Raw genomic sequence first — 14871 nt, 5'->3', positions numbered from 1 at the left:
GGCGGACTGATGACCGGGGTCCTTCCCGAGTGGTTCCATCCCGGCCCTCCCGGCGGCTGGACCGCCGACATGCTCGACCATCTTCCCCCGGACGCGCCCCGGCACGTCGAACTGATCGATGGGTCGCTCATCTTCAGGCCGCCGCAGACCGCCTTTCACATGCTCGCGCTCCGGCTGTTCGAAAACCTCGAGCCACCGGAGCATCTGGCTGTGATTCGGGAGATGACGGTGACATTGGGACTGCGGCAGCGGCCCGAGCCGGACATCCTCTTGGTCAAGAAGTCGGCGATCTTCGCGCAGACCACGACCTTCCAGCCGGAGGACGTACACCTTGTGGCAGAAGTGGTCTCGGACGAGTCCGCGGAAAGGGATCGGACCACCAAGCCGATCAAATATTCGGGTGCCGCCATCAGGCATTTCTGGCGAGTCGAGCAGGAAGACGGGCTGCCTGTTGTTCACACCTTCGAGCTCGAGCCGGCGGTCAAGGTCTACGTCCCCACCGGCGTTCACCGCAAACGACTGCAGACCTACATCGGATTCGACGTCGACATCGATCTCACCTTGGAATCGCCACCGGTCTAGCGGTCAGCCCACTCCCGATATATGAACGCCGCGAGCTCCGCCTCCGTGGCACCGCCGTTGGCCAGGGCCTTGGTGGCCTGGGCCTGGGCTCGGGTGGGGAGCCCGCCCTCGATGAGGATGGGCAGAGACAGCCGCCGCAGCAGCACCTCCGACTCCGAGACCCCGGACGTCCGGCGCGTGACGGCCACGTTCACCCGCAGCGCGTGCTCGTTGCCGGCGGGGACCGCGGGGCGGTCGATCTCGATGGCGGAGTAGCGGAAACCGTTGGCCACGTCGCAGGCGGCGCACCCGGCCGGGCCCCGGCTGAGCCGATCACCGCACTCGGGGCAGGTCAGGCGGTCGTAGGCGGCGTCCACCACGCGCCACGGGTGCTTGTCGGGCTCCTCGGTGACCATCTCGGCGATGAGGCGCTCGTCCGGCGGCCGGGTGGTGCCGAACTCCTGTTCAAGGAACGCCCGCCAGCCCTCCTCCACGATCTCGTCGACCAGCCCGGCGCACCGGACGCAGTCGGGGGCGCCGGCGGGTTCCCAGTGGTCACATTCCGGGCAACGTCGCATGCCCGCACCGTACAGGCCCGGCCGGATCCACCGCATCGCGTTTTTGCGAATGATCCACAAGCTCGGCACCGCAGGGCCTCTGCTTTCCTCCTGCCTCGAACCGGATCCGCGCACGCCCACACGGGGCCGGTGCCGCGCCAAGGCTGCGGCCGCTCACCGCGTCCCAGCAGCTCAGCCGGTCGTGGCGTAGCGCAGCAGGACGTTGCCGGAGCCGTCGAGGCGGCGGACCTCCGCGACACTGAGCCCCTCGACCGGCTGGGTGAAGATCGGCGTCCCCTCGCCGAGCGCCTTCGCGCCGACGACCAGGTGCAGCTCGTCGACGAGCCCGGCGCGGAGCAGGGCGTTCCACGTGATCCGGCTGCCGAAGGTGACGATGTCGCCGCTGGTACGTTGCTTGAGCTCCTTGACCCACCCCTCGGCGTCGGCGCGCTTGACCACGGTCGTCCGGTCCGCCCACGGCGCGATGTCCTCGTCCGTGAGCGAGTCCGAGATGACGCCGACCTCGATCCGCCCGTAGATCCCGCCGAACTGCTGATTCACCGTGGACGTCTCGGGGTTGCCCGCCTGGGCGGGCCAGAACCCCATGAACATCCGGTACGAGTCGGCGCCGAGCAGCAGCGAGCCGGCGGCCACGAGTTTCGCCATGTCAGGCACTCCGCTTCTTTCGCCGATCAGTTTCCGCCGCCCCACCATGTCCGGAAGGCGCGCCGGACGGCAGAGGCAAATGTCACCGGACCCGTCATGACTTTCGCTACGTCGACCGAGGTCGAACGGACATCCCTGTTCCCGGAGGGGCGGCCGGGCTGCCCACGTCACTCACCGTGCTCGACCGCCGGGTTGGCCCTGCTGCCCCCGACCGGGACGACCCAGCGGCCGGCCATCTGGAGATCAGGTCCCGTCCCCCGGTGGTGGGCCTGCTCACGCTGTTCGGCCGGCACCGATCCGCCGCCCCACCGCCCGCGTCGTCGCGTCGCAAGGGTGAGGTGGTGGCGTCTCCGTCGGAGAACAGGACGGGCCAGGCCATCGCACACCAACGCCCGCGTGGACGGACACGGGCGTCACACGCCACGCCGCGCGGGCGCACACGGCCGTCGCACACCACGCCGCGCGGGCGCACACGGCCGTCGCACACCACGCCGCGCGGGCGCACACGGCCGTCGCCCGCCGACCCCGCGTGGACGGCCGAGATCCGCGCCGCCCACCTGGCCGGTCGTCTGCTGGGACGATCAGGTCAGGAGGTCGCGCCAGCGTTGGGCCGACTCCAGGGTGTCCAGGCCGACCCGCTCCAGGTAGGCCCCGCCCTTGGCGAGCCGGCGCCCCACCGGCGTGTCGAGGCCGAACGACTCCCCCGCCGCCTTCGCCAGCGCCGCCGCCTCGAGCGTGTGCCGCGAGCTGGTCACGAGCGACTGATACCAGGAATTGTCGTCGACCGTGTAGATGTCGCGACGCCGCCGCGGATCGCGTTCACGCCCGATCAGCCCCTGCTCGACCAGGTAGCCCACGGCCATGGAGACGGAAGCCGGGCTCACCTGCAGCCTGCGCGTCAGCTCGGCCGCGGTGAGTCTGCCCTCCTCGCTCAGCCACAGGCCGATGAGCACGCGCGCCATCATCTTCGGCAGCCCCATCCGGACCGCCATCTCGATGACCTCGTCCCCCAGCTCGTACCTCTCGCCGTCCGGCGGCCCGGCCGCGAACCGGAGAGCCGGCGTGCCGCGCCGCGCCCGCCGTTCCGTCGCCCGGTGCGCCTGCTCGGGCCGGTAACCGCCGGGGCCGCCGTTGCGGCCGACCTCGCGGCTGATCGTCGAGGTCGGCCGGTCCAGCCGCCTGGCGATCTCGGCGTAGGAACGCCCTTCGGCGAGGCCGGCCGCGATGCGCTGGCGGTCCCGCTGGGTCAACCTTCCTCGTGACATGACGCCATTGTTGCGTTCGTCGCCACTCAATGCAACGAATCATTGCGTTCGAGCCCAGCGTCATTTCACTAATTTGCCCACTTCTACCTGCGCATACGGATTTCTCGGATTGCAGCTTTTTTGAATGCAACGTAGCTTTCACAACATGTCGAACACGTACTATCGCGACGAGCCGGTCAGCCCTTCCTTCGACCGCGCGCCCGCCTGCCCCTTCGACCCCGCCCCCGAGGTCACCGCGCTGCGTGCCGAGCAGCCGATCGCCCGGCTGGCCGTGCCCGAGGGCGCCCCCGGCGTCTGGCTGGTCACCGGCTACGGGCTGGTCCGCCAGATCCTCGCCGACCCGCGTTTCAGCTCCCGCTACGAGACCCAGTACTACCCGCTGATGGGCTACCTGCCGCCCGCCCCGCCCGGCGACCTGACCGGCATGGACGCGCCCGAGCACACCCGTTTCCGCAAGATGCTGACGGGCAAGTTCACCGTCCGCAGGATGAACCTGCTCACCGAGCGGGTCACCGAGATCACCCGTGAACGGCTCGACGCGATGGAGCGGCAGGGGCCGCCCGCCGACCTCGTCGAGGTCTTCGCCCGGCCCATCCCGGCCCTGATGATCTGCGAGCTGCTCGGCGTGCCGTACGAGGACCGCGAGCAGTTCCAGACCTCCACACGGACCCTCTCGGACGCCCCGGATCCCGACGCGCAGTACGCCGCCTTCATCGACCTCGGCAAGTATCTGCAGACGCTCGCACTCGACAAGCGCGCGAACCCGACCGACGACCTGCTCAGCGACCTGGCCACGGGCAGCGACCTGACCGACGAGGAGCTCGGCGGCGTGGCCGCGTTCCTGCTGGGCGCCGGCCTGGACACCACCGCGCACATGCTCGCGCTCGGCACGTTCGCCCTGCTGCGCAACCCGGCGCAGCTCGCCGCCCTGCGCGACGACCCCGATCTGGCCGCCGGCGCCGTGGAGGAGCTGCTGCGCCACCTGTCCATCGCCGGGAACGGCATGCGCGGCGTGCTGGAGGACGTCGAGCTCGGCGGCAGGCAGCTCAAGGCCGGCGACACGGTCATCCTCGCGATCAACGCCGCCAACAGGGATCCGGCCAAGTTCGCCGACCCCGACGTGCTCGACCTGGGCCGTTCGGCCGCCGGCCACCTGGCCTTCGGCCACGGCGTCCACCAGTGCCTCGGCCAGCAGCTCGCCCGCGTCGAGATGCGCGTGGCCTTCCCCGCGCTGCTCACCCGGTTCCCGACGCTGCGGCTCGCCGTACCGGCGGAAGAGGTGCCGGTGCGCACCGACCCCTCGCAGATCCACGGCGTACGCAGCCTGCCCGTCACCTGGGACCGAGGGTGAGCACGGTGCGGACCATGGAAACCCTCGCCGTCCCCGCCATCTCGGTGAAGGGACTGCGCAAGTCGTACGGCTCGCACCGCGTGCTGGACGGCATCGACCTCACCATCCCGCAGGGCACGATCTTCTCCCTGCTCGGCCCCAACGGCGCGGGCAAGACCACCACCGTGCAGATCCTGTCCACCCTGATCAAGGCCGACGCGGGCGAGATCCGGGTCGCCGGGCACGACCTGGGCACCGAACCCGACAAGGTGCGTGCCGCGATCGGCGTCACCGGCCAGTTCTCCGCGGTCGACAGCTTCCTCACCGGCGAGGAGAACCTGCGCCTCATGGCCGACCTGCTCCACCTCGGCCGCGCCGAGGGCCGCAGGCGCGTCCGCGAACTGCTGGAGCGCTTCGACCTCACCGACGCCGCGCGCAAGCCCGCGGCCGCCTACTCCGGCGGCATGCGCCGCCGCCTCGATCTCGCCATGACCCTCGTCGGCACTCCCGAACTGATCTTTCTCGACGAGCCGACCACCGGGCTGGACCCGCGCAGTCGCCGCACCATGTGGCAGATCGTCCGAGACCTGGTCACACAGGACGGCGTGACGATCTTCCTGACCACGCAGTACCTGGACGAGGCCGACGAACTCGCCGACCGCATCGCGCTGCTCAGCCAGGGCCGCCTGGTGGCCGAGGGGACGCCGGGCGAGCTCAAGCGGCTGGTCCCCGGCGGGCATCTGGTCGTGCGCTTCGCCGATCCCGACGGTTACCTCAGGGCGGCCTCCCACGTGGGAGCCACCTCACGCGACGAGGAGTCCCTCACGGTGCAGATTCCCGACACCGGCGTCCGGGCGCTGCGGAAACTCCTGGAGTGGCTGGACGCGCAGGCCATCGACGTCGCCGAACTGTCGGTGCACACGCCCGACCTGGACGACGTCTTCCTCGCCCTGACCGAGGAGTCTTCACGATGAGAGCGATCACTGACTCGGCGACGATGCTGCGCCGCCAGATCAGGCACCTCTGGCGGTACCCCACACTGATCCTCACGTACGCGGGCGTCCCGGTGGTGTTCCTGCTGCTGTTCGTCTACGTCCTCGGCGGCATCATGGGCGCCGGGATCGGCGGTGACCGCGCCGCCTACGCCGGTTACATCACCCCCGGCATCTTGATCATGACGATCGCGAGCGCCGCGCAGGGGACAGCGATCTCGGTGGCCATGGACATGACCGAGGGCATCGTCGCCAGGTTCAAGACCATGGCCATCGCCCGCGTCTCCGTCCTCACCGGGCACGTGCTCGGCGCGCTGGTCCAGAACTTCATCGCGCTCACGGCGGTGATGCTGACGGCCCTGCTGATCGGCTTCCGCCCCGCCGCCTCTGCGCTGGACTGGCTCGGGGTGATCGGCGTGCTGGCGATGTTCACCTTCGCCATCACCTGGCTGTCGGCCGCGCTGGGCATGGTCACCAAGAACGTGGCCACGGCCAGCAACCTGCCGATGCCGCTGATGCTGCTGCCGTTCCTGGGCAGTGGCGTGGTCCCGCCGGAGTCGATGCCGGGCCCGCTGCGCTGGTTCGCCGAACACCAGCCGTTCACCCCGGTCATCGAAACCCTGCGCGCGCTGCTGGCCGGGCAGCCGGCGGGATCCAGCTTCGCGGCGGCGGCGCTGTGGAGCGCGGCCATCGCGCTGGGCGGATACCTGTGGGCACGCAGGCTCTACAACCGGTGAGACCGGTTCTCTTGACCGGGCATGCCTCCGCACGGCTCCTTCTCGTGCCGAGCTGGAGCCCCTGGGGACGCTGCCGCTGATTCCTGCGCGGATCCAGCATCGACCGGCTCGCGCGGTCGTGCCGCGGTGAGGCAGACGGGCGACGCGACGCGAGGCCCGGCCGAAGCTGCCCAGGGTCCCAGACGGTTCTCAGGTGGTTCCCAGGCGGGGCCCAAGCGGTTCTTAGGCGGGGCCCGGGCGTCGACCTGCCGTTGGATCTCGGATCCGCGCTCGGCGGTGCGGACGCAAGCCTGGCACCCGCGGTCGTGCGCACCCGCCGGCCCAGCCGGTACGGACGCAAACCCGACGACCGCGGTCGTGCGCACCCGCCAGCCCGGCCGGTACGGACGGAAGCCTGACGACCGCGGTCGTGCGCGCCGGGCAGCCCGGCCGGTACGGACGCAAACCCGACGACCGCGGTCGTGGGCCCGCCAGTCCGGCCGGGGCGGCGGCAGGGGCGTCATTTAATCGGTTGCGAGGACCGTGTGGGGATCGGCATACTCGGGACCCGAGTTGATCGCTTGGCAGCGGCTTGACCATGATCGCCGCGCCGTGCCGCGAAGGGAGGGTGAGACCGTGACGACGACTGTTCGCGTGCCGTTTTCCGCGTCCTCAGACCTTCCCACCGCGCATTCGCTGACCTGATCGACGAGCCGGTGGGCCTCACACCTGGAGCAATCCCACCGTGCCCAAGCACTCGCAGCACCGCACCCGCGGCAAGTACGCCCTCGACGCCGACGACCTCGAATGGCTGGAGAGCACTCCCGAGACCGACGACGGGCCGCCCGAGGGTGACCGCTGGTCCACCTGGGACCAGAGCACTCCCACGGAGAAGGGGCCCAAGCCGTACCCCGACTGGCTCGTCACCGAGCTGGCCGCCGTCGACACCGAGCACGGCGTGCTCAAGACCGGCAAGGAAGCCGACGTCCATCTGATCTCGCGGGGCGTGCCCGGCACGGACCGGGTCTGCCTGCTGGCCGCCAAGCGCTACCGCTCCTCCGAGCACCGGCTGTTCCACCGCGACTCCGGCTACCTGGAGGGCCGCAGGACCCGCGAGAGCCGCATGAACCGCGCCATGGCCAACCGCACCGCGTTCGGCAAGCAGGTGATCGCCGCACAGTGGGCGGTCGCCGAGTTCGGGGCGTTGTGCCGGCTGTGGGAGCTCGGGGTTCCCGTGCCGTACCCGGTGCAGATCGTGGAGACGGAGATCCTGCAGGAGTTCATCGGGACACGGGACGGGTACGCGGCGCCGCGGCTGGCGCAGGTGTCCGACGACCTGGACGGGCTGTGGGAGCAGCTCGTGGCGGCCATGGTCACGCTGGCCAGGGAGGGGCTGGCCCACGGGGACCTGTCGCCGTACAACCTGCTGGTCCATGACGGCAGGCTGGTGATCATCGACCTGCCGCAGATCGTGGACGTGATCGCCCACCCGACCGGCCCCTCGTTCCTGGACCGGGACGCCCACAACGTCGCCACCTGGTTCGCCGCCAAGGGCGTCCCGACCGCCGACCCGGACTCCCTCGCCGCGCTCCTCCGCAAAGAGGCCGGCCTGTCCCTGTGATCGGGCTTGTCGTCCGCCGCTTGACGTCCTGCGACGCGCCGTCGCGTGGAGTGCGACGTAGGCGTAGGACAGCCGGATGGCATCCGCGGGACCGCCCCACATGCCGCCGCAGCACAACCGGACGGCACCGCGAGACCGCCTGGACGGTGGGACGACTGGACCCCGCCGCTGGACGGCTGGGCACCGCTGGACGGCGGCAGGGCGGCGCGGCACGGCGGCGCCACACCGCGGCGCCACACCGCGAGATCACGCACCGCCACCAGCCCGTTGGGGCGTGAGGTGCCGCGGGGCCGACGCTGGGGCCAGGGGGCAGGCGTGGCGGCGGTGGCTGAAGGGGCGGGTGTGGGCTGTCGAAGGGCCGGTCGTTTGTGCAGGTCGTAGGTATATTGGCCCCGGTATACGACGAGGAGGGCCGTCATGCACGATGCCGTCGTCCACCCCAGCGGCGCTCGTATCCGCTGGGTAGAGCTGCCGGGTGCCGAGCCGGCGCGGGTCTACGTCCACGGGCTCGGTGCCACCTCGGCCCCGTACTACGCCGAGGTCGCCGCCCACCCCCTCCTGCCGCAGCACCGTTCCCTGCTGATCGACCTGCTCGGATTCGGGATCAGCGACCGTCCCCGGGACTTCGCCTACACGCTCGAGACCCATGCCGACGCCCTGGCCGAGGCGTTGCGCAAAGCGGGGGTGGAGGGGGCGTCGATGATCGCCCACAGCATGGGCGGCGCGGTGGCGATCGTGCTCGCCTCGCGTCACCCCGAGCTGATCGCCAACCTGGTGCTCCTCGACGCCGACCTCGACCCCGATCCGCCGGCTCCCGTGCGGCCGGGTGGCGGCGGCATCGCGAGTTACACGGAGGAGGCGTTCGTGTCGCACGGGTGGAAGGAGGTGCGCGAGCGCGTGGGGTCGGACTGGTGGTCCGCCATGCGGCTGGCGGACCTGCGCGGGCTCCACCGTACGGCCGTCAGCCTGGCCGCGGGCACCACGCCCACCATGCGCCGGCTCCTGCAGGACCTGCCGATCCCCCGCGCCTTCCTGCACCCGGAGGGCGACCCGCCCGAGGACGCCGCCAGCTTGCGGGCGAGCGGTGTCCGGTTGGTCGGCATTCCCGAGTCGGGGCGCAGCATCATGCTCGACAACCCCGAGGCCTTCGCTCGCACCCTGGCGGACTTCCTCCCCTAGCCCGACGTCACGTGGTCGGAAGGCGCCTCGTCCTCCGGGCGGAGGGGAGGCGCCTTGCGGGTGTCACTTGACGCCGGCCTCGCGCATGTCGCGGAGCTCGCGCTTGAGCTCCTTGATCTCGTCGCGCAGCCGGGCCGCCACCTCGAACTGCAGGTCGGCCGCCGACTGGTGCATCTGCTCGGTCAGCGACTCGATCAGGGACTCCATCTGCGCCCGCGGCATCTCGCCGGCGATGGCCTTGGCGTGCTGGCCGGCCTGCCGCACCCCGAAGCCGGGCACCGGGGCCTTGCCGCGCGACTGCTGGCGGCCGCCGCCCAGGAGCCGGTCGGTGTCGGCGTCCTCGCGCTGCAGGGAGTCGAGGATGTCGGCGATCTTCTTGCGCAGCGGCTGCGGGTCGATGCCGTTGGCCTCGTTGTAGGCCATCTGCTTGGCCCGCCGCCGGTTGGTCTCGTCGATCGCCCGTTCCATGGACGGCGTGATCTTGTCGGCGTACATGTGGACCTGGCCGGACACGTTACGGGCGGCGCGGCCGATGGTCTGGATCAGCGACGTCTCCGAGCGCAGGAAGCCCTCCTTGTCGGCGTCGAGGATGGCCACCAGCGACACCTCGGGCAGGTCGAGGCCCTCGCGCAGCAGGTTGATGCCGACGAGCACGTCGAACTCGCCCGTGCGCAGCTCCCGCAGCAGCTCGATGCGGCGCAGCGTGTCGACCTCACTGTGCAGGTAGCGCACCCGGATGCCGAGCTCCAGGAGGTAGTCGGTCAGGTCTTCGGACATCTTCTTCGTCAGCGTGGTGACCAGCACGCGCTCGTCGCGCTCGGCCCGCTGGCGGATCTCGTGGACCAGGTCGTCGATCTGCCCCTTGGTCGGCTTGACCACGATCTCGGGGTCGACCAGGCCGGTCGGGCGGATGACCTGCTCGACGACCTCGCCCTTGGCCCGCCCCAGCTCGTAAGGTCCGGGCGTGGCCGACAGGTAGACGGTCTGGCCGATGCGCTCCAGGAACTCCTCCCACTTCAGCGGCCGGTTGTCGAGCGCCGACGGCAGCCGGAACCCGTGCTCGACCAGGGTGCGCTTGCGGGAGGCGTCGCCTTCGTACATGGCGCCGATCTGCGGCACGGTCTGGTGGGACTCGTCGAGGACCAGCAGGAAGTCCTCGGGGAAGTAGTCGAGCAGCGTGTTGGGCGCGCTGCCGGCCTCGCGCCCGTCCATGTGGCGCGAGTAGTTTTCGATGCCGGAGCAGGTGCCGATCTGCCGCATCATCTCGATGTCGTACGTCGTGCGCATCCGCAGCCGCTGCGCCTCCAGCAGCTTGCCCTGGCGCTCCAGCTCCTCCAGCCGCTCGGCCAGCTCCGCCTCGATGCCCGCCACGGCGGCGGCCATGCGCTGCTCGCCCGCGACGTAGTGAGAGGCGGGGAAGATGTAGAGCTCCTCGTCCTCCGTGATGACCTCGCCGGTCAGCGGGTGCATGGTCGAGAGCTTCTCGATCTCGTCGCCGAACATCTCGATGCGCACGGCCAGCTCTTCGTACTTCGGGATGATCTCGATCGTGTCGCCCCGGACCCGGAACGTGCCCCGGGTGAAGGCCAGGTCGTTGCGCGTGTACTGCATGTCGACCAGGCGGCGCAGGAGCTGGTCGCGGTCGACGTCCATGCCGACGCGCAGCCTGGCCATGCGGTCGACGTATTCCTGCGGCGTGCCCAGGCCGTAGATGCACGACACGGAGGCGACCACGATGGTGTCGCGGCGGGTGAGCAGCGAGTTGGTCGCCGAGTGGCGCAGCCGCTCGACCTCGTCGTTGATCGAGGAGTCCTTCTCGATGTACGTGTCGCTCTGCGGGACGTACGCCTCAGGCTGGTAATAATCGTAATAAGAAACGAAATATTCGACCGCGTTGTTGGGCAGCATCTCCCGCAACTCGTTGGCGAACTGCGCGGCGAGGGTCTTGTTGGGCTGCATGACCAGCGCGGGCCGCTGCAGCCGCTCGATCAGCCAGGCGATGGTGGCGGTCTTGCCGGTGCCGGTGGCACCCAGCAGCACGTTGTCCTTCTCGCCGGCCTTGATGCGGCGCTCCAGCTCGGCGATGGCCGTGGGCTGGTCACCAGAGGGAGTCATCTCGGTGACGACCTCGAAGGGCGCCACCTTCCGCTGCAAATCTGTGACCGGTCGCATGTTGCCACTGTAGGCGTCCCGACCGACAGAAAGGGTCGCACCCCCTCTGACCTCCGCCGCCGGGGTCCCCGCACCCCGGCGACGGAGCCAGTCAGAACCAGCCGCGGTGGCGGGCCATCTGCTCCAGACCGCGCTGCAGCGCCGCGTCCGCCGCGTGCGGCGGGTCGTCGTAGCGCACGGTGAAGCGGTTGTACGCGTCGTGGCTGGAGGTCAGGAAGCCGCCCCGCTTGTCGGCCTCCAGGATGACGTCCATCTGCCGCGCCCCGGCGATGAACGTCAGTTCGAGCTCGTTGAAGTGGCGCCGCCACTGCCCGCCCGCGTAGTACTCGATCTCCTGGAAGAACGGCATCGTCGAGCCGTACAGCGTGCCGCGCTCCAGGTCGGCCTTCTTGAACTGGAAGCCCAGCCGGTCGAGCGCGGCGATGACGTGGTCCTGGGCCGGCAGCGGGCTCACGTACAGCGGGTCGAGGTCGCCCTTGTCGAGCGCGCCCGCCAGCGCCAGCTCCGTCTGGACGCCCAGCTTCATGCCGTGCAGCGGATGCCCGGCGATGGCGCTGATCGGCGTCTCCCAGGGGACCTGGATCTCGAAGGGCTGCTGGTGCTGCGCGCCCGCGGCGAGCTGGAACGTCCCGGCGACCTGCTGGCGCAGGAAGCTGTAGGTCGTCTTGTACTCGTTGTCGCCCGACTCGACCTCGACCACCGCGGTCAGGTCGATGTGGATGCCCTCGACCTTGTAGTCGGAGTTGCCGCCACGGAAGTGGACGACGCCGCGCAGGGTTTCGCCGGGGCGCACGCCCGTGTTGGTCAACACCGTGTCTACCTCGACGCCCGCACCGAACGCGGCCATCAATTTGCGGAACACCATGGGGTTCTCCTATGCGGAAGGTGTGTGGCCGTTCACTTGGCCGTTTCCTGGGGCCGTGCCTGTGCCCGAGATGCGGGGGAGCAACTGGGCAAGGAGAAGGGTGGAGAGCGCGGAGTCCGACTGGCCCTGCTGGGTGCGTACGACCAGCGGCTGGGGGGCGTTCTCCGCCAGTCTGGCGCCCACGTCGAGGCGCCTGCGGGCCAGCTCGTACTGCAGCACGGCCCGGTTGTCCCGGTACGACTCGGCCAGCCGGCGCAGCGCCTTGGCCTCGTTCTCGGCGGCGGTCAGCTCGGCCCGGCCGCGCGCCTCGATCTCCCATGTCACACGCTGCGCCTCGGTCTCCTGCTCCTCCAGCATGCGCGCCACGTCCTTGCGCGCCTTGTTGTGGGCGGCCTTGACCTCGACGACGCGGGCGTCACGGGTCTTCTTGGAGCGCTCGATCTCCATCAGCAGGGTGTCGATGCGGCGCTTGCGGGTCAGCTCCCACTCGCGCTCGTAGGCCGACAGCTCCTTGGCCACCTTCTCGCGGGTGGCCAGGTGCTGCTGGTACTGGTCGGGCAGCTGGACGTCGGGGATGTTGGCGCCCGTGATGCGCACGCCGTACCGGCCGAGCTGGCGGTTGAGGGCGTCCTGCATGTCGCCGACGTCGGAGCCGCGCAGGTCGTACGCGCGCTCGGTGTTGACGCGGCGGCTGCGCTGCCTGATCGCGTCCTGCACCGCGCTGGAGAGCACCAGGTCGAAGTTGCCCGCGCCGATCGTGCGGACGAACGCGACGGGGTCCACGATGCGGAACTTGAGGAAGAACTCGATCGACTTCAGCGGCACGTTCTCGGCCGTGGGGCAGGCCACGATCGGCGCCGAGTACGGGATCTCCGTGGAGGTGTCGACGACCGCGTCCACCCGGTCCCACGGCAGCCACAGGTAGTGGCGGCCCGGCGGGAGGGTGCCGGTGATGGCGCCCCAGCGGCTGCGTACGCCGGTGGTGCCCTCCTCGATCTCGATGATCGCCTTACGCCACATCGTGACCATGGCCACGACCAGGAAGAACAGCGCCAGCAGCGCGGCGATCAGGGTGAGGTCGGTCAGGACCGCCATCCCGGCGAAGTACAGCGCCAGGAACACCAGCGACATCCAGGCGAAGCCGCGCCGGTCCTTGGGGATGACGACGGGGACGAGCTGGCCCTGCTCGCCGCCGCGCAGGAGCTGGCGGATGTCGCCCCAGGAGGCCAGCGACTCCTTGATCTTCGAGAACTCGCGGCTCATGTCAGATCTCCCCCTTCCCGGGCAGCAGGCGTTCGACGGTGCGCTCCAGGTCCGCGTCGGGCTCCGGCGGCTCCTGGGGCTCGGTCACGTCGGCGGCGGCCTTCTTGAGCAGGGCGGCGATCTCGGCCTCGCGGCCCTGGACGCGGGAACCGATCTCGTCGAGCCTGGACCGGATGGCGGCCATGTCCTCGGCCGAGAACAGCGCCGCGTCCTTGCCGCCCACCAGCTGCTGGGCCAGGGCCAGGAAGTCGATGTCGGTCTGCTCGCCCACCTGCACGACCTGCGGCAGCCTGGTGGCGACGGACTCCAGCTTGTTCAGCAGGTCCTGCTGGAAGCGGTAGTCGAGGATCTCGGGCGCCTCGGCCGCCGACAGGGCCCTGATGTCCAGCGCCTGCGCCTCCAGGAGCGCGGCGTTGGCGTTGGCCGTGGACTCGGCCTCGACCAGGCGCTGCCTGGCCTGGGCGGTGGCCTGGTGGGTGGCGCGTTCGAGGGCGGTGTCCATGCGGGCCTGGTAGCCGGCGATCTCCGCCTGGATGGCGCTCAGCGTCTCCTGCAGCCCGGCCAGCTCCTTGACCAGGTCACCCTCGTTCTGCTCCTTGCGCAGCTGCAGCTCGTACTCGTAGGTGTAGGCCTCCTTGGCGACCCTGACCATCTCGGGGGCGGCCAGGTCCATCCGGTATTCCTGGCTGGACGGCTCGGCGTGCGTGATGTTCACGTCGGTGAGCCGTACGGCGGGCAGGAACTGCTGGTTGAGGCTCTCCAGCATGCCCAGCGTGCTCTCGCCCACCAGGTCGTAGATCTCCTCGGCCCGCTGGGCGTAGATGAGGGAGCGGGTGACCTCGCTGATGGCGTTCTGGAGCTTGGACTGGAAGCCGCTGACCGAGCCGAGCACGAAGATGAACTCCGCCGGGTTCTCGATCCTGAACTGCAGGAACAGGTCCACGCTGGCCTTGACGCCCTGCTGCGTCGGCGCTTCGCTGATCGGCGCGTTGAACGGGTACTCGCGGGTGGTGTTGACGATGTAGCTGACCCGCTTCCACGGGTTGAACAGCGTCACCCGGCCCGGGTCCGCGATGTGCACCAGCTTGCCGAACTGGGTGATCAGGGCCTTGCAGCCCTCAGGCACCATCACCACGCTGCGCCGCCACCACAGGAACGCGGCCGCCAGCACCAGCACCACCCAGTAGTGGGGGCCGAAGATCAGATCGGTGTTCGGGATGACGTTGCCGAGCGCGCCGATCAGGCCGAGCACCACCAGGATGCCCAGCGGCACGATCACCTTCGCGGTGCTGCCCTTGGGGATCACCACCGGGGAGATGACGTGCATGCCGTTCTCGGTGAAGCTGCGGTTGACGATCTCGCCGGCCTCGTTCAGCGAGGCCGACCTGGCCTCGATGGCCGTGCCGACCGACGCGCCGCCGTCGCGGGCGGCGGCGAAGTCATGGGGGTTCAGCGCGAAACCGCGTGCCTGGCCCGCGAACTGCCCCGCCTGGTCGACGACCTGGCCCATGGCCTGCCCCATCGCCTGCCGCATGTCACCCCCTTGGGCGACCGCTTGGGCTATGCCCTGACCTGCCTGGATCAGTGCCTCTCTGGGTCGTGACATCGAACCTTCCTTCTCCGCTACCGGCGAATCCGACCGTATCGGGTGCGACTTAATGTTCGCTTGCAAGGCATGTCATAG

General features: G+C 70.0%; 13 protein-coding genes. 6 read left to right on the top strand and 7 right to left on the bottom strand.

The window, feature by feature from the left end; all coding sequences use genetic code 11:
* Window positions 1-9: 9 nt before the first annotated feature.
* A complete protein-coding gene (locus tag HD596_RS32850; protein ID WP_185073113.1) occupies window positions 10-582 on the top strand; it encodes a Uma2 family endonuclease in 573 nt (190 codons plus the stop codon).
* Here HD596_RS32850 and HD596_RS32845 read toward each other — a convergent pair.
* From HD596_RS32845 to HD596_RS32835, 3 genes are all read right to left on the bottom strand, one after another.
* The gene (locus HD596_RS32845) at window positions 579-1139 is read right to left on the bottom strand and encodes a hypothetical protein (protein ID WP_246555013.1); all 561 of its coding nucleotides are present in this window, start codon (window positions 1137-1139) and stop codon (window positions 579-581) included. The genes HD596_RS32850 and HD596_RS32845 overlap by 4 nt on opposite strands.
* Before the next feature lie 171 nt (window positions 1140-1310).
* Complete coding sequence (locus HD596_RS32840; RefSeq protein WP_185073112.1) at window positions 1311-1784, bottom strand: dihydrofolate reductase family protein; 474 nt, start codon at window positions 1782-1784, stop codon at window positions 1311-1313.
* 581 nt (window positions 1785-2365) lie between these two features.
* The gene (locus tag HD596_RS32835; protein WP_185073111.1) at window positions 2366-3049 is read right to left on the bottom strand and encodes a MarR family transcriptional regulator; all 684 of its coding nucleotides are present in this window, start codon (window positions 3047-3049) and stop codon (window positions 2366-2368) included.
* A 145-nt stretch (window positions 3050-3194) separates the two neighbouring features.
* Here HD596_RS32835 and HD596_RS32830 point away from each other — a divergent pair, with 145 nt between their 5' ends.
* From HD596_RS32830 to HD596_RS32810, 5 genes are all read left to right on the top strand, one after another.
* Window positions 3195-4400, top strand: coding sequence for a cytochrome P450 (locus HD596_RS32830; RefSeq protein WP_185073110.1), 1206 nt, complete (start codon window positions 3195-3197; stop codon window positions 4398-4400).
* 14 nt (window positions 4401-4414) lie between these two features.
* A complete protein-coding gene (locus HD596_RS32825) occupies window positions 4415-5353 on the top strand; it encodes an ATP-binding cassette domain-containing protein (protein ID WP_185073109.1) in 939 nt (312 codons plus the stop codon).
* Entirely contained in the window at window positions 5350-6108 is a 759-nt protein-coding gene (locus HD596_RS32820; RefSeq protein ID WP_185073108.1) for an ABC transporter permease, read from the top strand. Before HD596_RS32825 ends, HD596_RS32820 begins: the two co-directional genes overlap by 4 nt.
* 724 nt (window positions 6109-6832) lie before the next feature.
* Window positions 6833-7708 carry a serine protein kinase RIO gene (locus HD596_RS65025; RefSeq protein WP_185073107.1) on the top strand — a complete coding sequence of 292 codons (876 nt, stop codon included), beginning with the start codon at window positions 6833-6835 and terminating at the stop codon, window positions 7706-7708.
* Window positions 7709-8125: 417 nt separating this feature from the next.
* On the top strand, window positions 8126-8887 hold the full coding sequence (locus tag HD596_RS32810; protein ID WP_185073106.1) for an alpha/beta fold hydrolase: 762 nt from the start codon (window positions 8126-8128) through the stop codon (window positions 8885-8887).
* 63 nt (window positions 8888-8950) lie between these two features.
* Here the strand turns inward: HD596_RS32810 and uvrB are convergent, their stop codons facing one another.
* The 4 genes from uvrB to HD596_RS32790 form a co-directional block, all read right to left on the bottom strand.
* Entirely contained in the window at window positions 8951-11059 is a 2109-nt protein-coding gene (gene uvrB / locus HD596_RS32805; RefSeq protein ID WP_185073105.1) for an excinuclease ABC subunit UvrB, read from the bottom strand.
* Window positions 11060-11150: 91 nt separating this feature from the next.
* Window positions 11151-11924: a sporulation protein gene (locus HD596_RS32800; RefSeq protein ID WP_185073104.1), complete on the bottom strand. Its 774-nt coding sequence runs from the start codon at window positions 11922-11924 to the stop codon at window positions 11151-11153.
* A gap of 9 nt (window positions 11925-11933) precedes the next feature.
* Window positions 11934-13187, bottom strand: coding sequence for an SPFH domain-containing protein (locus HD596_RS32795; RefSeq protein WP_185073103.1), 1254 nt, complete (start codon window positions 13185-13187; stop codon window positions 11934-11936).
* 1 nt (window position 13188) lies between these two features.
* Window positions 13189-14793, bottom strand: a complete 1605-nt coding sequence (locus HD596_RS32790; protein WP_185073102.1) for an SPFH domain-containing protein — start codon at window positions 14791-14793, stop codon at window positions 13189-13191.
* Between the last annotated feature and the right edge of the window lie 78 nt (window positions 14794-14871).

The organism is Nonomuraea jabiensis, assembly GCF_014204795.1.
GTDB lineage: Bacteria > Actinomycetota > Actinomycetes > Streptosporangiales > Streptosporangiaceae > Nonomuraea > Nonomuraea jabiensis.
Note: the sequence above shows the minus strand (reverse complement) of the source record. Positions and strands in the feature narration are given on the sequence as shown.